The organism is Agromyces seonyuensis (genome assembly GCF_009789225.1).
Classification (GTDB): domain Bacteria; phylum Actinomycetota; class Actinomycetes; order Actinomycetales; family Microbacteriaceae; genus Agromyces; species Agromyces seonyuensis.
Window position 1 is genome coordinate 1 of record NZ_WSTA01000026.1, and the last position, 19,151, is coordinate 19,151.

At 71.1% G+C, this 19,151-nt stretch carries 20 protein-coding genes and 2 tRNA genes; 14 read left to right on the top strand and 8 right to left on the bottom strand.

The features are described from left to right. The first annotated feature begins 196 nt into the window (after positions 1–196). The 4 genes from GB864_RS07585 (at position 197) to GB864_RS07600 (ending at position 1,708) form a co-directional block, all read left to right on the top strand. Positions 197–835: a hypothetical protein gene (locus GB864_RS07585; RefSeq protein ID WP_160423746.1), complete on the top strand. Its 639-nt coding sequence runs from the start codon at positions 197–199 to the stop codon at positions 833–835. A gap of 67 nt (positions 836–902) precedes the next feature. Then, positions 903–1,283: a ribosome silencing factor gene (rsfS, locus tag GB864_RS07590; RefSeq protein WP_160423747.1), complete on the top strand. Its 381-nt coding sequence runs from the start codon at positions 903–905 to the stop codon at positions 1,281–1,283. Between the two features lie 127 nt (positions 1,284–1,410). Continuing rightward, positions 1,411–1,483 (top strand) — tRNA-Ala (locus tag GB864_RS07595). A gap of 152 nt (positions 1,484–1,635) precedes the next feature. After that, positions 1,636–1,708 (top strand) — tRNA-Ala (locus GB864_RS07600). Between the two features lie 116 nt (positions 1,709–1,824). On the opposite strand, the gene GB864_RS07605 is transcribed toward GB864_RS07600, so the two are convergent. Continuing rightward, complete coding sequence (locus tag GB864_RS07605) at positions 1,825–2,784, bottom strand: LacI family DNA-binding transcriptional regulator (RefSeq protein WP_160423748.1); 960 nt, start codon at positions 2,782–2,784, stop codon at positions 1,825–1,827. Positions 2,785–3,023: 239 nt separating this feature from the next. Between GB864_RS07605 and GB864_RS07610 the strand changes: the two genes are divergently transcribed. From GB864_RS07610 to GB864_RS07640, 7 genes are all read left to right on the top strand, one after another. After that, positions 3,024–4,463: an MFS transporter gene (locus tag GB864_RS07610; protein WP_160423749.1), complete on the top strand. Its 1,440-nt coding sequence runs from the start codon at positions 3,024–3,026 to the stop codon at positions 4,461–4,463. A gap of 61 nt (positions 4,464–4,524) precedes the next feature. Continuing rightward, positions 4,525–5,805, top strand: coding sequence for a glycoside hydrolase family 1 protein (locus GB864_RS07615; RefSeq protein WP_160423750.1), 1,281 nt, complete (start codon positions 4,525–4,527; stop codon positions 5,803–5,805). 13 nt (positions 5,806–5,818) lie between these two features. Continuing rightward, positions 5,819–8,278, top strand: a complete 2,460-nt coding sequence (locus GB864_RS07620; RefSeq protein ID WP_160423751.1) for a glycoside hydrolase family 2 TIM barrel-domain containing protein — start codon at positions 5,819–5,821, stop codon at positions 8,276–8,278. A 122-nt stretch (positions 8,279–8,400) separates the two neighbouring features. Further along, on the top strand, positions 8,401–9,417 hold the full coding sequence (locus GB864_RS07625; RefSeq protein WP_160423752.1) for an NADP-dependent oxidoreductase: 1,017 nt from the start codon (positions 8,401–8,403) through the stop codon (positions 9,415–9,417). Between the two features lie 84 nt (positions 9,418–9,501). Continuing rightward, the gene (locus tag GB864_RS07630) at positions 9,502–10,098 is read left to right on the top strand and encodes a TetR/AcrR family transcriptional regulator (protein ID WP_160423753.1); all 597 of its coding nucleotides are present in this window, start codon (positions 9,502–9,504) and stop codon (positions 10,096–10,098) included. Positions 10,099–10,176: 78 nt separating this feature from the next. Then, positions 10,177–10,908 carry a helix-turn-helix domain-containing protein gene (locus GB864_RS07635; protein WP_160423754.1) on the top strand — a complete coding sequence of 244 codons (732 nt, stop codon included), beginning with the start codon at positions 10,177–10,179 and terminating at the stop codon, positions 10,906–10,908. 135 nt (positions 10,909–11,043) lie between these two features. Next, positions 11,044–11,523, top strand: a complete 480-nt coding sequence (locus GB864_RS07640; protein WP_160423755.1) for a hypothetical protein — start codon at positions 11,044–11,046, stop codon at positions 11,521–11,523. Positions 11,524–11,580: 57 nt separating this feature from the next. On the opposite strand, the gene GB864_RS07645 is transcribed toward GB864_RS07640, so the two are convergent. After that, positions 11,581–12,084, bottom strand: a complete 504-nt coding sequence (locus tag GB864_RS07645) for an Lrp/AsnC family transcriptional regulator (protein ID WP_160423756.1) — start codon at positions 12,082–12,084, stop codon at positions 11,581–11,583. 30 nt (positions 12,085–12,114) lie between these two features. Beyond that, positions 12,115–12,906, bottom strand: a complete 792-nt coding sequence (locus GB864_RS07650; RefSeq protein ID WP_160423757.1) for an oxygenase MpaB family protein — start codon at positions 12,904–12,906, stop codon at positions 12,115–12,117. 143 nt (positions 12,907–13,049) lie between these two features. Between GB864_RS07650 and GB864_RS07655 the strand changes: the two genes are divergently transcribed. Next, the gene (locus GB864_RS07655) at positions 13,050–13,613 is read left to right on the top strand and encodes a YceI family protein (RefSeq protein WP_160423758.1); all 564 of its coding nucleotides are present in this window, start codon (positions 13,050–13,052) and stop codon (positions 13,611–13,613) included. Positions 13,614–13,669: 56 nt separating this feature from the next. Here the strand turns inward: GB864_RS07655 and GB864_RS07660 are convergent, their stop codons facing one another. Then, positions 13,670–14,707, bottom strand: coding sequence for an FUSC family protein (locus tag GB864_RS07660; RefSeq protein WP_160423759.1), 1,038 nt, complete (start codon positions 14,705–14,707; stop codon positions 13,670–13,672). Between the two features lie 9 nt (positions 14,708–14,716). Continuing rightward, positions 14,717–15,808 (bottom strand): winged helix DNA-binding domain-containing protein, encoded by a 1,092-nt coding sequence (locus GB864_RS07665; RefSeq protein WP_160423760.1) that lies wholly within the window; start codon positions 15,806–15,808, stop codon positions 14,717–14,719. Positions 15,809–15,918: 110 nt separating this feature from the next. On the opposite strand from GB864_RS07665, the gene GB864_RS07670 reads away from it, so the two are divergent. Next, positions 15,919–17,517, top strand: coding sequence for an ATP-binding cassette domain-containing protein (locus GB864_RS07670; RefSeq protein WP_160423761.1), 1,599 nt, complete (start codon positions 15,919–15,921; stop codon positions 17,515–17,517). A gap of 43 nt (positions 17,518–17,560) precedes the next feature. Here GB864_RS07670 and GB864_RS07675 read toward each other — a convergent pair whose 3' ends face one another. The 3 genes from GB864_RS07675 to GB864_RS07685 are packed head-to-tail and all read right to left on the bottom strand — an operon-like array spanning position 17,561 to position 18,947. Next, positions 17,561–18,451, bottom strand: a complete 891-nt coding sequence (locus tag GB864_RS07675) for an SURF1 family cytochrome oxidase biogenesis protein (RefSeq protein ID WP_160423762.1) — start codon at positions 18,449–18,451, stop codon at positions 17,561–17,563. Beyond that, on the bottom strand, positions 18,451–18,681 hold the full coding sequence (locus GB864_RS07680) for a hypothetical protein (protein ID WP_336603916.1): 231 nt from the start codon (positions 18,679–18,681) through the stop codon (positions 18,451–18,453). The genes GB864_RS07675 and GB864_RS07680 overlap by 1 nt, the downstream gene beginning before the upstream one ends. Beyond that, positions 18,678–18,947, bottom strand: a complete 270-nt coding sequence (locus tag GB864_RS07685) for a DUF3099 domain-containing protein (RefSeq protein ID WP_236778967.1) — start codon at positions 18,945–18,947, stop codon at positions 18,678–18,680. The genes GB864_RS07680 and GB864_RS07685 overlap by 4 nt, the downstream gene beginning before the upstream one ends. Between GB864_RS07685 and GB864_RS18755 the strand changes: the two genes are divergently transcribed. Then, entirely contained in the window at positions 18,946–19,071 is a 126-nt protein-coding gene (locus GB864_RS18755) for a hypothetical protein (protein ID WP_272898174.1), read from the top strand. The genes GB864_RS07685 and GB864_RS18755 overlap by 2 nt on opposite strands. The last annotated feature ends 80 nt before the right edge of the window (positions 19,072–19,151 follow it).

A 19,151-nucleotide genomic window follows, 5' to 3' on the forward strand; every position in this document is an offset into this window, starting at 1 on the left:
CCGGGCGCCTACGCGCCCGGGCCTCAGGCGTCCCCTCCTCCGACCTCAGCAGCGCGCCGCGCGACGTGCGGCCCCGCCGACCGGTCCGGGGGCTCCCACCGGTCCCGGGACGCCGCAGCGACCCGCGGGCGGGCCTCCGCCGCGCACGACCGTCGTGCCCCCGGAGCGCACCCTCACCCGACGCGAGCTCCGTGCGATGCTCACGGGCGAAGACGACGGCGACGAGTTCGAGGACGAGCCGGCCGAGCCGACGGGTCCGGTCCGCGCCGCCGGGGCTCCGGTCGCCGCGCCGGTCGCGCCCGCTCCGGCGCGTGCCGAGCCGCGCACGATCACGCCCGTGACGACGACCGTCTCCACAGGGCACTGGGCCGACGGCCTCGCCGTCGACGACTCCGAGTCGCCGCAGCCGTTCGACCAGTTGCTGGCGCGCGGGGGACTGTCCGGCGTTCCGACCACCACGACGAGCGCGCTCATCCTGCCGGCCTTGCCCGACGGCGGACCGCTCACGACGCCGCATCCGTTGACGGGCGAGATCATCGTCACGGGTTCGATCGATCTGCCCCGCAGCTTCGGCGCCACCGGCGCCCACCCCGATCAGGTCGATTCCTCCGACATCGATCGGCTCTTCGACCAGGTCGAGGATTCGCCCGCGACCGGCGTCGCGCCGGTGGCGGCCAAGCGCGCCGTGTCGACGCAGGGTTCGACCCGCGACTACATCACGGCGCCCAAGAAGGAGGGGGCGAGCATGCCCCTCATCCTCGCGATCACCGCCGGCGTGCTCGCCCTCGGCGTCGTGGCGGCGCTCGTCGTGGGCGTCGTCGCGGGCCTCATCTGATTTCCGATACCGACCGCCTCGAGTTCCGCCGTCCGGCGGCTCGCGCGGGTTCCACGAAAGCGAGAACATGACCGCATCCGACCAGGCCCTCGAGCTGCTGGCCCTCGCCGCGCAGGCCGCGGACAAGACCGGCGGCGAGGAGTTCGTCGCCCTCGACGTCTCCGAGCACCTGCCGTTCGCCGACGTCTTCCTCCTCGTGACCGGCAACTCCGAGCGCAACGTCACGGCGATCGCGGACGCGATCGACCGCGCGCTCGGCGAGGCCGGCGCACCTGCGCCTCGCCGGGAAGGCCGCGCGGGCGGGCATTGGGAGCTGCTCGACTTCAACGGACTCGTCGTGCACGTCTTCCACAGCGAAGACCGCCTGTATTACGGCCTCGAGCGCCTCTGGCGCGACTGCCCCGTGCTCCCGGTGGAGCTCGCACCGGTCGCAGGCGAGAGCGACTGACGACTCGCGCCGCCGGCAGCCCCGGCGGGCGGAGGTGAGGCGCACTCGATTTCGTTTCACGGAATGCGTGCGCTAGATTGGATGAGTCGCCGCGAGAGCGGAGGACGAACCGGGCGAGAGCCCGAACGGGTCTGTGGCGCAGCTGGTAGCGCACCTGCATGGCATGCAGGGGGTCAGGGGTTCGAGTCCCCTCAGATCCACACCGAACCGACGATCATCCCGAAACGGGCGCGATTCTTCGCGTGCGCGACCGGATGTCGACGGCGAGGCCACCGGGTCGACCGAGGTCGTCCGGGAAGACGGTATACTCGTCTGGTTGCCCGGAGGAATGGGCGGCCGAACAACCGAATACGGGTCTGTGGCGCAGCTGGTAGCGCACCTGCATGGCATGCAGGGGGTCAGGGGTTCGAGTCCCCTCAGATCCACCGAGAGCCCCCGAACGAATCGGAAGATTCGTCGGGGGCTTTTCCGTTGCCGGTCCTGCTGATCGCCCTCGCTCCGGCTGTTGCGGACCGGAGCGCCCGCGACCTGTGCGATCGGCTCAGGTCGTTCCCCCCTGGATGATGCGGAGCTGCAGCGGGGGAGCCTCTGCACTCACCTCGGACGGCTGCTCCAGCACGGCGAGCGCCCAACGGCCGGCTCCCTCCGCGACCGTCGTCTGGTCGTACTCGATCGTCGTCAGGGGCGGCGAGGTGAGCTGTCCGAGCAGCAGGTGGTCCATGCCGATGATCGCGAGATCGTCGGGAACGGCCCAGTCGATCTCGCGCGCCGCCGCCAGGAGCGCGATGGCGACCTCGTCGTTGTAGCAGGCCACGCCGAAGCCGCGTGCGGGCAGCATCCGCAATGCCTCGACGGCATCGGGGAGGCCGAGGTCGAGGGAGAGCACCTCGGGAGCGGGCAGCCCCTCGGCGAGGCAGACGGCGGCGAACGCTTCCTCGCGGGCGCGACCGTAGAATTCCTGCCGCTCGTCGCGCAGGTGGGCGAAGGCGAGCCGGCGATGGCCGCGGTCGATGAGATGCCTCGCCTGGACCTTCGCGATGTCGTGGATCGGGCTTCCTCCCGTCGGTGCGGGGCTCTCGAGTCCGCGGATTCCGCGCTCCTCGAGCACCGCCCGCTCCTCGTCCGAGAACCCGGTGAGCGAGAGCACCGCCCGTGGCTTGATGCCCGTGAGCAGGTGGTCGAGCGAGGTCGTCGAGGTGCCCGAGAGGCGGAGGAGGAGGGTGAGTCCGTGGCCGGCGAACTCATCGGTCATGGACTCGAAGAGGTCCTGCAGGTTGCCGCCGAAGGTGGTGTCCGGAATGAGGGCGATCACGATGTCGCTCGAGCCCCGTGCCAATGCGCGGCCGGCCACCGAGGGGCGGTAGTCGAGTTCTGCCGCAGCCAGCTGCACCCGTTCGCGCGTGCCCGCGGAGAACCGAGCGCCACGTCCGTTGAGGATCTGGCTGACCGCTCCGCGCGACACTCCGGCGCGCCGCGCGACGTCTTCGCTCGTGGCGACCATCGAACTCCTCCAAGCCGCGTCAGGATTCGACGATCGGCTCCCGCGATCGTATCGCGAGGAGTTTTCGGTGGGGCATCGCCGCGCCCGCACGGCGCTTCGCCTCGGTATCCCGCGCTACCCCAGTGTCGAGGCGGAGCGCGGTCGGCTTGACAGCGAGCGCCGGTCGTGGTTCGATGCCTGTTATCGCGCGTTACGTAACGCGCGTTACCTAGCGCTTCGCCACCCTCAATGGAGAGACCATGCCGAACTCGAACCCCGCCGCCCCCGCCGAGGCTCCCGAGCCGCCGCTCACGACCGTCCTCGACGAGCGCGATGACGTGCGCGACGCCGCCAAGCTTCCTCCCGCGTTCTCGCTGAGGTTCTCCACGCGCGGCGTCTCGCTGGCGCTGAACGTCATCGTCGTGATGCAGCTGACGTTCTACGCGACCGACATCGTCGGTCTCCCGGCGGCCCTCGTCGGCGGGCTCTTCCTCGCGGCGAAGCTGTTCGACGGTCTCACCGACCTCGCCGTCGGCTTCGTCATCGACCGCACGAACTCCCGCTGGGGCCGCGCTCGCCCGTACGAGCTGTTCATCATCCCGCTCTGGGTGCTGACCGTCGCGATCTTCTCCACGCCCGAGATGAGCACGTTCTGGCAGGCGACCTACCTGTTCGTGCTCTACGTGCTCATCCAGTCGGTCTGCGCGACGTTCCTGAACGGTTCCGAGGCCCTGTACCTCAAGCGGGCGTTGCAGGGCGAGGAGCGCTACGCCAAGCTCCTCTCGCGTCAGGGCGTGATCATCATGATCGTCGCGGCCGTCGGCAGCGTGATGCTCCCGCAGCTGATGGCGAGCTGGGGCACGCAGCCCGGTGGATGGACGCTCATCGCCGCCGTGTACGCGGTGCCGATGATGGTCGTCGGCCTCATCCGGTTCTTCACGGTCAAGGAACTCTCGCCCGAAGAACTCGGCGACGCCCGCTCGCCCCGCGTGTCGGTGATGCCCGCGGTCCGTGCGGTGCTCCGCAATCGGTTCGTCCTGATCCTCAGCGTGATCGTGCTCCTGGCGAACATCGTCATCAACATGAACACGATCGTCGGCGCCTACTACTTCAAGTGGATCCTGGGCGACCTCGGCCTGCTCTCGCTCATCGCCGCCGCCGGCGCCGTCATCCCCTTCCTGTTCCTGCTGTTCCCCCTCGCGGTGCGCACGATCGGCGCGATCAACTTCGTGCGCATCGGCCTCGTGCTCGCCATCGTCGGCTTCGGCCTCGTGTTCCTCTTCCCGCAGAACCTCGCGCTCGTCGTCGGCGGCCAGATCCTCGGCTCGTTCACGACGATCATCACGATGCTGGTCGGGTACTTCGTCATCCAGACGATGACCTACAGCGAGTGGAAGAGCGGCCTGCGCGTCGACGCCGTCACGAACTCCGTCGTCTCCTTCAGCAGCAAGGTCGGCTCGGGCCTCGCCTCGGCGCTCGTCGGCATCGTCATGGGCATCGTCGGGTACAACGGCCTCGCCGAAGCCCAGACCGAAGCCGCATCGTCGACCATCGTGAGCCTGTACTCGATCGTGCCCCTCGCCCTGGCCGCAACCATGCTCGTGCTCACGTTCTTCTACAAGCTCGACAAGGTCGTGGCTCGCCTGCGCGACGACCTGAGCGAGGGCGTGCACGCCGACACGAGCTCGATCTCGATCTGAGCCCAGGGGCGAAAGCCCGGCCTCCCACCACCCGACCGCACGCGACCGACCGGAGCCCGCGATGACCACCTTCCCCGACGCCTTCCTCTGGGGTGCCGCCACGGCCCCCCACCAGATCGAGGGCAACAACCTCAACAGCGACTGGTGGGCCCGCGAGGGCATGATGCCCGGCATGGAGCCGAGCGGCGACGCCGTCGACAGCTATCACCGATACCGCGAGGACATGCGGCTCCTGGCGGATGCCGGGTTGAACGCCTACCGCTTCGGCGTCGAATGGGCGCGCATCGAGCCGCGACCGGGCCAGTTCTCGAACGCCGAACTCGCGCACTACCGCCGCATGATCGAGACGGCGTTCGAGTTCGGCCTCACGCCCGTCGTCACCCTGCATCACTTCACCTGCCCCGCCTGGTTCGCGCAGGAGGGCGGCTGGATGAGCCCGACCGCGACCGAGCGGTTCGTGGCGTACGTGACGAAGGTCGTCGAGATCCTCGACGGAGTCGAGTGGGTCGTCACGATCAACGAGCCGAACATGCTCGCGATGATGACGATGCTGCAGGAAGCCATGCGATCAGGGCAGCTCTCGCAGTGGCAGAGCCCGACGATCGACGGCGAGGCGGAGCGCGAGCGCATCGCGGCGAACCTGCCGGTGGCCACCGAGGAGTTCTCGCGCCCGTTCATCGCCGCGCATCATGCGGTGCGCGACCTCATCCGCGAGCGCACCGGCGCCAAGGTCGGCTGGTCGGTCGCGAACGGCGCCCTCGAGCCGACGCCGGGCGATGAGGAGAAGTTCGCCGAGGTGCAGCGGCTGCAGGAGAACCTGTACCTCGAGGCCGCGCGCGGCGACGACTTCATCGGCGTGCAGTCGTACTCCAGCCAGCGGGTCGACGCGAACGGACTCGTCCCGCACCCCGAGCACCCCGACAACACCCTGACGGGTGCCGCGTACCGGCCGGATGCGCTCGGCATCGCGGTACGGCACGCCACCGCGGTGACCGGCGCACCCGCGCTCGTCACCGAGAACGGCATCGCCACTGCCGACGACGAACGGCGCATCGCCTACACGCAGACGGCGCTCGCGCACCTCGCCGGGGCGATCGCCGACGGCGTCGACGTGCGGGGCTACTTGCACTGGTCGCTGCTCGACAACTACGAGTGGGGTCACTGGGATCCGACGTTCGGCCTCATCGCCGTCGACCGCGAGACGTTCGTGCGCACGCCGAAGCCGAGCCTCGCCTGGCTCGGATCGGTCGGCAGTTCGAACGGCGCGACGATCGAACCGGCCGGTCCGGACGACGCCGCCTCAGCGGCATCCGACCTCGCCGACCTCGGAACCACCCGCTAGGAGCATCACGACCATGACCACGACGCTGTTCACCGACGGCTGGACCTTCCACCGCGCCGGCGACGAGACCGGGGAGCCGGTCCGGTTGCCGCACGACGCGATGATCGCCGAGCCGCGCTCGGCCGATGCCGCCACCGGCAACCACGGCGGGTACTTCCCGGGCGGGGTGTACCGCTACGCCAAGACCTGGCAGGTGCCCGCCGACGCGGCCGGGCGTCGGTACCGGGTGTGCTTCGAGGGCGTGTACGGCGACACGGTCGTGACGGTCGACGGCGTCGAGGTCGCCGCGTGCAACAGCGGCTACCGCGCATTCGAGGCCCCGCTCGGCGACCTCGCACCCGGGCACCAGGTGCGCATCGAAGTCTCGGTCGACAACTCGAAGACCCCGAACAGCCGCTGGTACACGGGCTCCGGCATCTACCGGCAGGTCTGGCTCGACGAGGTCGGCCGTAGGTCGTTCGCACGCGACGGCGTGCGCTTCACGACCCGGTCGATCGCCCCCGAGGGCGTCGTCGACGTCGCACTCGCAGTCGAGGGGTCCGACTCCGGCGACATCGCCTCCATCGAGCTGGCCGATGCCTCGGGCGAGGTGGTCGCGTCGGTCGAGCTCGCCGTGCTCGACGGAACGGCCGCGGGCGAGCTGCGCATCCCGTCGCCGCAGACCTGGTCGGCGGAGCATCCGCACCTGTACCGCGCTCGCGTGCGCCTGCTCGATGCATCGGGCTCGCTGCTCGACGAGCGTCGGGTCCGACTCGGGCTGCGCACGCTCGACGTCGATCCGCGTCATGGGCTGCGGATCAACGGCGAGCAGGTGCTGCTCCGCGGGGCGTGCGTGCACCACGACAATGGTCTGCTGGGCGCGGTGACGCTGCCGGCGGCCGAGTACCGGCGCGCGCGCATCCTCAAGGAGAACGGCTACAACGCGATCCGCTCGTCGCACAACCCGCTCTCGCGGCCCTTCCTCGACGCGTGCGACGAGCTCGGCCTCTACGTCATGGACGAGCTGACCGACGTGTGGTTCAACCACAAGACCAAGCACGACGGTGCCGACCGATTCGAGGAGGTCTGGCGGGATGACGCGCGCGCGATGGTCGCCGAGGACCGCAACCGGCCCTCGGTGATCATGTACTCCATCGGCAACGAGATCGGCGAGACCGCGACCGAGCGGGGAGTGAAGACGGCGGGGGAGATCGACGCGTTCCTGCGAGAGCTGGATGCGACCCGGCCGACGACGCTGGCGACGAACCTCCTCGTGAGCATGATGGCCAGCCGCGGCAGCTCCCCGTTCGAGAGCGAGACGTACACGGCCGAGCCCGGCACCGCGAAGCCCGAGAAGAAGTCGAGCACCGCGGCCAATGCGATGACGGCGAAGCTCGGACGCATCATGGAGCTCGCCTCGCGTCTGCCCGCCGCCGACAAGGCGAGCCGCGACGCATTCGCCCAGGTCCGGATCGCCGGCTACAACTACGCCTACGGCCGGTATGCGGGCGACCGCAAGAAATACCCGGAACGCGTGATCGTCGGCAGCGAGTCGATGCCCGGCGACCTGCCCGCCATCTGGAAGCGCGTCGAAGCCGTGCCCGGCGTCATCGGCGACTTCATGTGGACCGGGTGGGACTACCTCGGTGAGGCCGGCATCGGCACGTGGTCGTACGGCCAGGCGGCCGGGGGCATCAACAAGCCGTTCCCCGCGCTCCTCGCGGGCACCGGCGCGATCGATATCACCGGACTCCCCGGTGCGCCGACGCTGCTGGCGCGCGCGGTCTGGGGCCGCCTCGAGGCCCCGGCCATCGCGGTGCGCCCCATGCAGCACGCCGGCGAGCGCGCCAACAAGACCCCGTGGCGCAGCAGCGATGCCGTGCAGAGCTGGTCGTGGCGAGGTCATGCGGGCAAAGCCGAGATCGAGGTCTACTCCGCGGACGACGAGGTCGAACTGCTCCTCAACGGCCGCTCGCTCGGTCGCAGGGCCGCCGGCGCGCGCGTCGGATTCGTCGCCCGCTTCACGGCGACCTACGAGCCCGGCGAACTCGTCGCGGTCGGCTACCGCGGCAAGCGAGAGCGCGGGCGCTCGTCCTTGCGCTCGGCGGATGCCGCGGCGCTGCGACTGCGGTCCGAGCAGACCGGTCTCGCCGGGCCCGACGACCTCGCGTACGTGTGGGTCGAACTCGCCGACGGAGCCGGCATCGTCGACGTGAGCGCCGAGGATCGGATCACGGTGCAGGTCGACGGTCCGGCGGAGCTCGCCGGTTTCGGCAACGCCGCACCCATCACCGAGGACGGGTACACGGGCCGCGTCGCCCGCACGCACGACGGCCGGGCGCTCGCGATCCTGCGGGGGACCGGCGAAGCCGGCACCGTCACGCTCACGGCGCGCAGCGAGCGCCACGGGGTCGACGTCCTGCAGTTCGATGCCGCGTCGACGGCGCTTCCGGAAGTCCCGACGGCTCCGCCGGCGGCCAGCGTCAGGTCCTGACCGGCCGGCGGCGCTGCACTCCCGGGCGGGTACTCGCGAGGTCGTCGTGCAACGCGTGCGGAATAGATTGAGTTCACTCAATGTTGAGCACGCTACACACAATCGAGCTCGAGGGAACGATCATGCAGGCATTCACGGTGGAGCAGTACGGCGGAGCGATCGGCAAGGCCGAAGTCGGTGCGCCGGCGGTCGGGGAGCACGACGTGCTCGTGCGCATCGAGGCATCCGGGCTGAATCAGCTCGACGAGCGCATCCGCACCGGCGACTTCAAGCTCATCCTGCCGTTCGAACTCCCGGTCGTCCTCGGCAACGATTTCGCCGGCACGGTGGTGGAGACCGGCCCCGCCGTCACGACGTTCGAGCCCGGCGATCGAGTCTGGGCCCGGCCGGATCTGCACCGTCCCGGCACGCTCGCCGAGCTGATCGCGGTCGACGAATCCGTGCTCGCCCGGATGCCGGAGACCCTCGGGTTCGCCGACGCGGCGGCATTGCCGCTCACGGCGCTGACCGCGTGGCAGGCCTTCGTCGAACTGGGCGACGTGCAGCCGGGGCAGCTCGTGCTGATCCACGGAGGTGCCGGCGCGGTCGGCACCGTGGCGATCCAGATCGCGAAGCACCTCGGCGCCCGTGTCGCCACGACCGCGAGTGCCGCGGATGCGGAGTTCCTGCGGGGACTCGGCGCGGACGTCGTGATCGACTATCGCACCGAGGACTTCACCGAACGGGTCCGCGACGTCGACCTCGTGCTCGACATCCTCGGCGGTGAGAACCTGCTGCGATCGTTGCGGGTGCTCCGCCCCGGCGGGCTCGCGGTCGGCATCGCGGGCCCGCCCGACCCGGCGTTCGCGCGGGCGATCGGTGCGAATCCGGCACTCCGGCTCGGGGTGGCCGCACTGAGCCGGAAGGTGCGCTCCGAGGCGAAGCGACACGGGGTGCGCTACTCCTTCCTCTTCGTCCGGGCCGACGGAGCGCAACTGGCGCGCATCGCCGAGCTGGTGGATGCCGGGGCACTGCGTCCCTTCGTCGGCAAGGCCTGGCCGTTCGAGGAGGCCGCTGCGGCACTCGACGCGATGGCGCGCGGCGCGCGCGGCAAGCAGATCGTCCTCGTGGGCTCCGCGGAGCGGGGCGAGCAGGGATGAGAGGATGGCGAAACGGGCGTGCGAGCGCCCGGTTCGCCCTCCGGGGCCGAGTTCGCTGCAGGATCGAATGTCCGGAGGTCGCGCATGCAGACACCGTCGTCGTCCACCGGGCGCCGTGAACGCAACCGGCTCGACAAGCTGGAGCGCATCACGGCGGCAGCCCGGGAGCTGTTCGCCGCGCGCGGCGTCGACGAGGTGACGACGCAGCAGGTCGCGGACCTCGCGGATGTCGGATCGGGCACCGTCTTCCTCTATGCGAGATCGAAGAGCGAGCTGCTCCTGCTCTCGCAGAACGCCGAGTACGCCGACGCGCTCGAACGCGGCCGTATCGACGAGGCCCGGGCTCTCGATCCGATCGACGCGATCGTGGCGATCCTCCGGCCCGTGGTGGAGTGCAATCGGAAGCACCCCGCCAACGGACGGGCGTATCTGCGCGAACTCGTCTTCGGCGATGCGAGCGAGCCCTTCCATCGGGCGGCACGCGAGCTCAGCGAGGCGACGGGCGACCTCGTCGTGGAGTCGCTGATCCGGCGAACGGCCCTGGAACGGCCGACGGCCGAAGCGACCGGGCGGATCGTCGCGGGCATCCAGCTGCACGCGATGGCCACGGCGGGACCCGACGCCGCCGCTGCGGACGTCGTCGAGGAGATCCGCGGCCAACTCGCGATCCTGTTGGGCTGATCCGCACGCGGTCCCGCGGCGGCGACCGCGGAGTCCGCCGCCGGCCCGGCAGGCTGCCGACCGCGATAGCCTCGATACGTGGCCCCCGACCTCGAACGACTGCTCGCCGACGCGCCCTATTCGGGCACCGAGCTGGCCGTGCGTTCCGGAGTCTCCCGCTCGACCCGCCACCGCATCCTCACCGGCGAGGTCGATCCGCGCCTCGGCACGCTCCGCGAACTGGCGATCGCCGCGGGCTACGACCTCGAGCTCTCGTTCGTGCCGCTCTCCGATCCGGATGCCGCGTGGGCGGCGCGAACCCTGATCGACCGCACGTTCCTCGTCGAACCGACGGCGGGCGTGGAGCAGTGGGTCTCGCGGCTGCGGCGGATCGTGCCCGACGGCGACGCCCTGCGGATCGCGCGAGCTGCGGGGGAGGCGTCGGCGTTGCTGCGTCGGCCCGGCACGCTGTTCCGCGCAGGGCGGGTCGCGGAGTCCGATCTCGCGGCGGCGGCGGAGCTCGTCGACGGGCGATGGGCGGCATCCGGCTCCGCGGTGCTCCAACGCCTCGACCCCGATGCGGCGATCGCGGGCCCGATCATCCTGTACACGGACGACCCGGTGGGCTTCGCGGAGCTCCTCCCGGAACTGCGCTCGTGCGAGCCCGAGGCGGCCGCCCTCGTCATCGCGCCCTACGCCGAGGAACTCGGCATCGACACGAGAACGGACGGTGCGTTGCGGCTCGTGGCGCCCGTCCAAGGACTCATCGACGCGTTCGGCGTCGGGGGAGCCCTCGGCGCTGCTGCTGCCGCCGTGGCCGGACGTTGGTAGGACCGGCGGGCGGCCGTCGCCCGTCATCCGATCGGCGACACCCCGTGATCGGCGCTTGACCCCCGTTTCGGGGACGCGTTCAATAGCGATGGCGTGCGATTTCGCGCGCCGACGCATCACGAAACGGAGCGCTTCATGTCCGACGCCGCCTACCGCCAGCCTGCCGATCTGCCGAGCGACGAGGTGGACGCCGTCATCGACGGACCGGGCGCGACGAAGCCGGCGAGCGGGTTCCGCATCAATCGGGATGCGCGCTTCCTCATCGTCGTGGGCCTGGCGTTGCTCATCCTCTTCCTCTGCTTCATCTTCCTCATCGCGTTCCGTCCCACGAGCGAGGCCGTGGTCGCCCTCGGCGTGGTCGTCGCGGCGATGACGGCGATCGTCGTCGTGCACTACACGGTCTCGGTGACGCTGCGTCAGGTCGCCGATGCGCGCTCGGCCGCCGAGGCCGCCGAGGAGCGCGCAGCGGCCGCGGAGTCGTCGCTGCGGGAGTCCGACGCCTGGGCCGCCCAGATGGAGTCGGGTCTCCGCGTCGCCGTGGCGAAGCTCGGTGCGGCCGGTGTGTCGACGACCGACGTCCAGCGCGCGGCGGGCACGCCCGACGGCTTCTTCTGATCCTCGCTCCGAGCAGCGAGACGACGGGCGTCCCTTCGGGGGCGCCCGTCGTCGCTGTCAGAGCTCCCAGTGGTCGAGCGCTGCAGCCGGACCGTCGCCGTCGAACTCGCGTACGAGCAGTCGCGAGCGCACGCCGGCGACCCCCGGCACGTCGTGCAGGTCCCGGAGGATCGCGATGCTCAGCAACTCCTGGTCCGGCGCGCTCACCGTCAGGATGATGTCGGGTTCGCCGGCCGTGAGCTGCGCACGCTCCACGAACGGCAGATCGGCGAGCGTCTTCGCGATCCCCTGCGGATCCGCGTCCTCGGCGACGTGGACGATGACGATGGCCGCCACCTCCAGCCCGAGCGCCGCCCGGTCGACCTGCGCGCCGAATCCCGTCAGCACGCCGCGGCGCACGAGCTGCTGCAGTCGATTGTGCGCCGCAGTGCGGGAAATATGCACCCGCTCCGCGATCGTGCGCACCGACAAGCGGCCGTCGCGGCTCAATTCCGCGACGATCCGACGGTCTATCCGATCGAGCGGCGGATGCGCCGCTCGAGCCCCCACATGTTCAGTCATGAACGTCCCCCACGTTCCACCTGCTTCAGCCTAGCGAAGTCGAGCCCGCCAGCGTCGGAGAGATCCGTGGACGGGGGCGTGGCGGATCCACGCCGGCGTGATCCGCTGCAGGATCCGCAACGTCCGCATCCACCCGTCGAAGGCGCGCTGCGCCCGCGGCGTCCACCGGATGCCGTAGTCGTCGCGGATCTTCGGCGGCAGCAGCCCGGCGGTCACGAGGCGCACGAGGGGCATGAGGCCGCTGGCGAGCGGAGCCGGGAGCGCCGTCGGGAAGAGCAGCGACCGGGCGACGTGCCGGGCCTCGTCGGTGACCTCGAGGCTCGCGAGCCGCTCCGCCCAGTAGGCGTCGAACGCGGCGGGGGAGTCGGGCCAGTCCTCGGCGGGCATCTGCAGCCGGGTGCCGAGCGCGGCGTAGCCCGCCAGCAGCGCCGCGCGGCCGGGCGCGTCGAGCGGGCGGATGACCCGTCCCTCGAGGTCGATCGCCACGGCGAAGAGCGTCGCGGCGACCCAGCGCTGCGCGTCGACGTCGAAGGCCCGGTAGGCGGGTGCGGCGTCTCCCTCGGCGCTCCGGACCGGGGCGTGGGCGCGGTTGACCCGGCGCGCCGCCGCGCGAACGATCTCGGCGTCGCCGAAGACGATCGCGTAGAGGTAGTCGAGGGTGCCGACGAGTCGGTCGAGCGGGCGCCCCGCGAAGTCGCTGTGCCGGGCGACCCCGGCGGCGACGCGCGGGTCGGCGAGTTGCAGCAGGATCGCCGCGCCGCCCCCGGCGAGCAGGATGCCTTCGGCGGCGTGCCGGCGCAGCAGCAGTTCATCGTCGCTCACCCTCCCAGTCGACCGCACTCCGCCGCTGGGGGCAACTCGACGATTCACCGGGAATTTCCATACGTGGGAATAGATTGCCGAGGCACGCGTTGTAGCGTGGTACGGCCGTTCGGCCCCCACGACGATGAAACGGAGTCATCCCTATGACCACGACCGCGAACACGATCGAGATCCCCGGCTACAAGGTCGGCACCTGGGTCGTCGACCCCTCCCACAGCGAGGTCGGCTTCCAGATCCGTCACCTCATGATCAGCAAGGTCAAGGGCAAGTTCGAGCGCTTCGACGCGACCTTCACGACCGCCGAGAACCCGCTCGAGTCCACGGTCACCGCCTCCGCCGAGGTCGCCTCGATCGACACGAACGACGCCAACCGCGACGGCCACCTCCGCACCGGCGACTTCTTCGACGCCGAGAACACCCCGACGATCGACTTCGTCTCCACCGGCGTGCGCGTGGAGAAGGGCGACTTCAAGGTGGACGGCGACCTGACCATCCGCGGCATCACCAAGCCCGTCACCTTCGACTTCGAGTTCGGCGGCTTCGGCCCCGACGCCTACGGCAACTACAAGGCCGGCTTCGAGGCGAAGACCGTCGTCAAGCGCGAGGACTTCGGCCTCACCTGGAACGCCGCCCTCGAGACCGGTGGCTTCCTCCTCGGCGACGACGTCACCATCACGCTCGACGTGCAGGCGGCCCTCCAGGCCTGACCTGCCCAGCAGCGCCCCCGGGGCGGCCTCCGATCCGTTCGGAGGCCGCCCCGTTCTCATTCCGGCGCGCCCATGATCTGCTCGCGGACCCGGCGCAGGTCTTCGAGCAGCGCGCCGATCAGGAGCCAGTGCTTCGGATGCGGCTCGGCGACGGCGATCGGCGCGGTCAGCACCGGGATCGCAGCCGTCTCCGTGGGCGACGGCTCGCCCGCGTGCTCCCGCAGCACGAGTCGCAGGTCGTGGGACGCCCGCTCGAGGTCCTGCGCGATCGCCGTCACGGTCGGCTCGGCGAGCAGCCCGACGTCCCAGTGGTCGTGGACCGTCCGCGTCATCCCGACGATCTGCGTGACGAGGGGGAGCACCCGGTCGTAGACGACGTGCTGATCGGCGAGGTCCTCCCGCTTGCCGCCGCGACGAGGGTTCAGCATGAGACTGTCGTCGGCCGTCTCGAGGGAAGCACGGGCCGTCTCGGCGAGGTCACGGCAGTGCCGCGCCGCGGCGAGCATCCCGTCGAGCTCGGGTCGCGTCTGGGGGTGCCGGAGCGAGTAGGCCAAGCGGTCGAGCGCGGAGGCGAGCTCGTCGCCGAGGGCGAGGATCGCGGCTCGGGCCGGACCGATCTCGACCGGCGGGACGATGGCCGTGTTCACGACCACGCCGATGGCGGCGCCGACGATCGTCTCGAGCACCCGGTCGACGGCGTAGATCGGGTCGGAGGCGCCGACGGAGAGCACGAGCATCGCGCTCACGACGATCTGCGTCGTCGTGCCCTGCGTGAGGCGCAGCGCCCACGAGAGGAAGATCGCGAGCACGATCGCCGAGAGCACGACCCACGTGTTCGCCTCGAACCAGATGTTGAGCAGGAACGCCAGGGTGACGCCGAGGATGACGCCGAGCGAGCGCTCGATCGCCTTGCCGAGCGACTGGTTCACGCTCGGCTGCACGACGAGCAGCGCGGCGATCGCACCGAAGACGGGCAGGCCCTGGCTGAACACGAGCCCGCACACCGCCCACGCGACGCTCGTCGCGATCGCGACCTTGGCCGTCTGGATGATCGGCAGTCGCTGGGCCGTCGTCAGCTTCGGTCGCCACGCCACGGGCTCAGGCTAGCCCGCAGCCACCCGGATGTCCCCGAGCGGCGTGCCCGTGAACCGGGCCCAGCGCGCGAGCGCGGGGCGGAAGCGCTCGGGCTTCGCGGCCGACCAGGACTCGAACGGCCGCAGCTCGACGTCGCCGGAGCGGGCGCTGCCGGCGCGCTTCCAGGTGCCGACGATCCGGCCGCCGTCGACGAGGACGGGCTGGAAGACGCCGTTGCCGCCGGGGATGACGCGGTCGTGGTGCGCCGGTTCGCACACGGGCGTGCGATCGCGATAGCCGAGGAAGTACTCGTCGAAGCCGGCCAGGGCGTGCGCCCCGGCGGGCGTGCGCGGCGGTTCGGGCGCGTCGGCCGCGGCGAAGCGACCGTCGGGGGCCGGCACGAGGGCGTCGCCCGCGAGCGCGACGGCCTCGCGTGCCAGCCCGAGCGTGAGTCCGGTCCACCACGCGAGATCCGCGGGGGTGACCGGGCCATGGCCGCGCGCGTACCCGACCGCGAGCTCGGCGAGCACCTGGTCGCGCTCGAGGGCCGGCGTCGGTCCGATCCAGTCGTCCAGGAGCGCGAAGCGCTGACCGTTCCCCTCGACCGGGCCGCAGCAGAGCCGCGCTTCGAGGGCGAGCCACCAGATGAGGTGGTACCCGCGGCCGGCGCCGGTGGCGATGCCCTCGGCTTCCCAGGCGGCGAGGAGTTCGGCGCGGGAGCGGGACGCGCCGCCGGCGAGCTCGCGCTCGGCGATCGCGTCGGCACGGGCGAGGATCGCGCCGTCGAGTTCGAGCTGCTCGTGCCGCCGTGCGGCGGATCGCAGGGTGCGCGCGGCCGTCAACGACAGGATGCCGCGCAGGAGGCGTGCCTCGACGAGGTGCAGGGTGCCGCGGAACGGCCACGACCGCACGATGCGACGCCGCTCGAGCGCGGCATCCACCTCGCCCGCCGTGCCGCCGGGCACGCGTGCTCCGAGGACCCAGCGCGCCTGCCCGAAGTCCTGCGCCTGCACGGCGACGAGCCGCGCGAGCACGGCTTCGGGATCGGCGAAGCCGCGAGCGGGGCCGGCGAGCCCGTGGGCTGCCAGGCGCCGGGCGCGCAACGAGGGATCAGCGACCATGCCGCCCAGCCTGGCGGCGACCCCGGACATCCGCGACCCAGGATGGGGTCGTAGAATGGGAGATCGTGCCCGTTCGGGCGCTCATCCCTTGGACTCCCGGAGGTTCCGCCGTGCTCGCCGTCACCGATCTCGAGATCCGCGTCGGCGCGCGCGTGCTCATGGAGCACGTCAACTTCCGCGTGAGCCCCGGGGAGAAGATCGGCCTCGTCGGCCGCAACGGCGCCGGCAAGACGACCCTCACCAAGACGCTCGCGGGCGAGACGATCCCGACCGGCGGTCACATCGCCCGCTCCGGCGAGATCGGCTACCTGCCGCAGGACCCGCGCTCCGGCGATCCCGAGATGCTCGCGCGCACGCGCATCCTGGATGCCCGCGGGCTCGGCACGATCGCGCTCGGCCTGCACGAGGCCTCGATGGCGATGACCTCCGACGACGAGGCCGTCGCCGCGAAGGCGATGAAGAAGTACGGCAACCTCACCGACCGATTCGAGGCGCTCGGCGGTTACGCCGCGGAGGCCGAAGCCGCCTCGATCGCCTCGAACCTCAACCTGCCCGACCGCATCCTCGACCAGCCGCTGAAGACGCTCTCGGGCGGCCAGCGCCGACGCATCGAGCTCGCCCGCATCCTCTTCAGCGCCGCCGAGACGATGATCCTCGACGAGCCGACGAACCACCTCGACGCCGACTCGGTCGTGTGGCTGCGCGAGTTCCTGAAGACCTATCAGGGCGGCGTCATCGTCATCAGCCACGACGTGGAGCTCGTCGGCGAGGTCGTCAACCGCGTCTTCTACCTCGATGCGAACCGTTCCGTCATCGACATCTACAACATGGGCTGGAAGCACTACCTGCGTCAGCGCGCCGCGGACGAGGAGCGTCGCAAGAAGGAGCGCGTCAACGCCGAGAAGAAGGCCGACGCCCTGAAGCTGCAGGCCGCGAAGTTCGGTGCGAAGGCCTCGAAGGCCGCCGCCGCCCATCAGATGGTCGCGCGTGCCGAGAAGCTGCTCGCGGGACTCGACGAGGTGCGGGCGGTCGACCGCGTCGCGAAGCTCCGCTTCCCGACGCCCGCACCGTGCGGTCGCACCCCGATCAGCGCCGCCGACCTGTCGAAGTCGTACGGCTCGCTCGAGATCTTCACCGCCGTCGACCTCGCGATCGATCGCGGCTCCAAGGTCGTCATCATCGGCTTCAACGGCGCCGGCAAGACCACGCTGCTGCGCATCCTCGCGGGCGTCGACGCACCCGACACCGGCACGGTGGAGCCCGGACACGGCTTGCGCGTCGGCTACTACGCGCAGGAGCACGAGACGATCGACGTCGCGCGCAGCGTGCTCGAGAACATGGTCTCCTCGTCGCCGAACCTCACCGAGACCGAGGCCCGCAAGGTGCTCGGCTCGTTCCTGTTCACGGGCGACGACGTGCACAAGCCCGCCGGCGTGCTCTCCGGCGGCGAGAAGACCCGGCTCGCCCTCGCGATGATCGTCGTCTCCGGCGCGAACGTGCTGCTGCTCGACGAGCCCACGAACAACCTCGACCCCGCTAGCCGTGCCGAGATCCTCGACGCGCTCGCCCACTACGAGGGTGCGGTCGTGCTCGTCTCGCACGACCCCGGCGCCGTCGAGGCGCTGAACCCCGAACGCGTGCTCATCCTCCCGGACGGCGTCGAGGACCACTGGAGCGCCGAGTACCAGGAGCTCATCGAGCTGGCCTGATCGCCCGCCGGGCAGCGATCGACGGGCGTTCGCCCGTCGGGGCCTATCGTCGGTCGAGGATCTCGTCCTCGAGGTCGGCGTCGGCGTCGCGTCGCTTCATCGCCTTCGGCGTGGAGCGGAGCGAGCGCGACGCACCGCGGCCGGCGAGCGGATCGACGAGCACCGTGCCGGTCGGTTCGCCCGACTCGGCCGCGAGCTCTTCGGCCAGGAGCCGCTCGCGGCGCGCGAACCACCAGATCGCCACGAAGCCCATGATCGCGTAGACGAACCACTGCAGCGCGTACGAGAGGTGGGGGCCTTCGTTGCGTTCCGGCCGGGGGAGCGCGAGGGGTGCGTCCGCGGACGCGTCGTCGGCGTCGGTGTGCACGAGGATGCCGTAGGCGGCCGTGTACGACGGGTCGGCGAAGCGCGAGGCCGCATCCTGGAGGTCGACGCTCGCGAGCGTCCGGTCGGTGCCGGAGCGGCCGCTGATGGCGCCCTCGTCGGCTTTCAGCCGTGCGGCGATGGTGACCGTGCCGGCAGGGGGATCGGGGATGACGCCGAGCACGCCGGACTCGTCGCGCGGGATCCACCCGCGGTCGACGAAGAAGACCGTGCCGTCGCTCGTGCGGAAGGGCGTGATGACCTCGTAGCCGACGGTGCCGCTGAGGGGACGGTTGCGCACCGCGAGCTGCTCGTCGGCGAGGTACTGCCCGGTCAGCTCGACCGGCAGCCACTTGGACGCCACGTCGAATGCCGCGGGGTCGGGCAGCACCTCGTCGACCGGCACGGGGTCGTGGTCGTAGTTCGCGTCGATCCGCGCGATCTCGGTGAGGGCTTCGACGCGGCGGTTGACCTGCCAGACGCCGAGGAAGCAGCAGGCGATGGCGAACACGACGACCGCGGCGAGCCACGGCAGCCAGCGGCGCGAGAAGACGGCGCGCACGTCGTCCATCAGACCTCCTCCGCTTCCGCTTCGAGTGCCTGGGCCGACACGGGGAACCCGCGGCTCGAGAGGAATCCCGTCAGGAACTCCAGGTGCTCCCCGCACGCGAGCCAGGTCTTCGTGCGGCCGTCGGTGTGGATCTTCGGGTTCGACCAGACCACGGCGTGCACCGCGGGCGCCGTGCACCCCGCGCGCGAGCACTGGCGGTAGCCGGGCTCGCCGGAACCGAGGCCGATCACCCGTCGCTCCCGTCGGGACGGCGCGCGTCGCCGTCCGCGGGCGCGCTCGGAGTCGCATCCTCATCGGGCTCGCCGACGCGACGGATGCCGCCGGGGCGCAGGACCGCGCCGCCGCGGGAGCCCCGCACGACGTTCGCGCTCACGACGGCGAAGTAGGGCAGGAAGACGGCGCCGAGCACCGGCAGGACCATCCACCAGCCTCGCAGGAACGGGAGCACGGCGATGCAGGCGACGCGGATGCCCATCATCACCAGGTACTGGATCATGCGTCCCCGTCGCTCCTCGTCGGGCGACGGCGGCAACGACGTGATCGTGCTGCGCTCGTGTCTCATGCTGCTGCCGGGTTCCTCGCGGCTCCTCCCGGCTCCAGCCTACGTCGCCGCAGGCTGAGCGGACGCCCGGGGAGCCGGGCGGCTCGACGGGCCGGGCGGCGGGCATACGGCCGCCTCTACACTGGGACGCGGCCCGCC

Bases quoted from the DNA above. Each gene is read 5' to 3' on its own strand.
- GB864_RS07585 (WP_160423746.1), top strand. From the start codon at position 197: ATGCTCACGGGCGAAGACGACGGCGACGAGTTCGAGGACGAGCCGGCC.
- rsfS (WP_160423747.1), top strand. From the start codon at position 903: ATGACCGCATCCGACCAGGCCCTCGAGCTGCTGGCCCTCGCCGCGCAG.
- GB864_RS07605 (WP_160423748.1), bottom strand. From the start codon at position 2,784: ATGGTCGCCACGAGCGAAGACGTCGCGCGGCGCGCCGGAGTGTCGCGC.
- GB864_RS07610 (WP_160423749.1), top strand. From the start codon at position 3,024: ATGCCGAACTCGAACCCCGCCGCCCCCGCCGAGGCTCCCGAGCCGCCG.
- GB864_RS07615 (WP_160423750.1), top strand. From the start codon at position 4,525: ATGACCACCTTCCCCGACGCCTTCCTCTGGGGTGCCGCCACGGCCCCC.
- GB864_RS07620 (WP_160423751.1), top strand. From the start codon at position 5,819: ATGACCACGACGCTGTTCACCGACGGCTGGACCTTCCACCGCGCCGGC.
- GB864_RS07625 (WP_160423752.1), top strand. From the start codon at position 8,401: ATGCAGGCATTCACGGTGGAGCAGTACGGCGGAGCGATCGGCAAGGCC.
- GB864_RS07630 (WP_160423753.1), top strand. From the start codon at position 9,502: ATGCAGACACCGTCGTCGTCCACCGGGCGCCGTGAACGCAACCGGCTC.
- GB864_RS07640 (WP_160423755.1), top strand. From the start codon at position 11,044: ATGTCCGACGCCGCCTACCGCCAGCCTGCCGATCTGCCGAGCGACGAG.
- GB864_RS07645 (WP_160423756.1), bottom strand. From the start codon at position 12,084: ATGACTGAACATGTGGGGGCTCGAGCGGCGCATCCGCCGCTCGATCGG.
- GB864_RS07655 (WP_160423758.1), top strand. From the start codon at position 13,050: ATGACCACGACCGCGAACACGATCGAGATCCCCGGCTACAAGGTCGGC.
- GB864_RS07665 (WP_160423760.1), bottom strand. From the start codon at position 15,808: ATGGTCGCTGATCCCTCGTTGCGCGCCCGGCGCCTGGCAGCCCACGGG.
- GB864_RS07675 (WP_160423762.1), bottom strand. From the start codon at position 18,451: ATGGACGACGTGCGCGCCGTCTTCTCGCGCCGCTGGCTGCCGTGGCTC.
- GB864_RS18755 (WP_272898174.1), top strand. From the start codon at position 18,946: ATGCGTCCCCGTCGCTCCTCGTCGGGCGACGGCGGCAACGACGTGATC.
- GB864_RS07685 (WP_236778967.1), bottom strand. From the start codon at position 18,947: ATGATCCAGTACCTGGTGATGATGGGCATCCGCGTCGCCTGCATCGCC.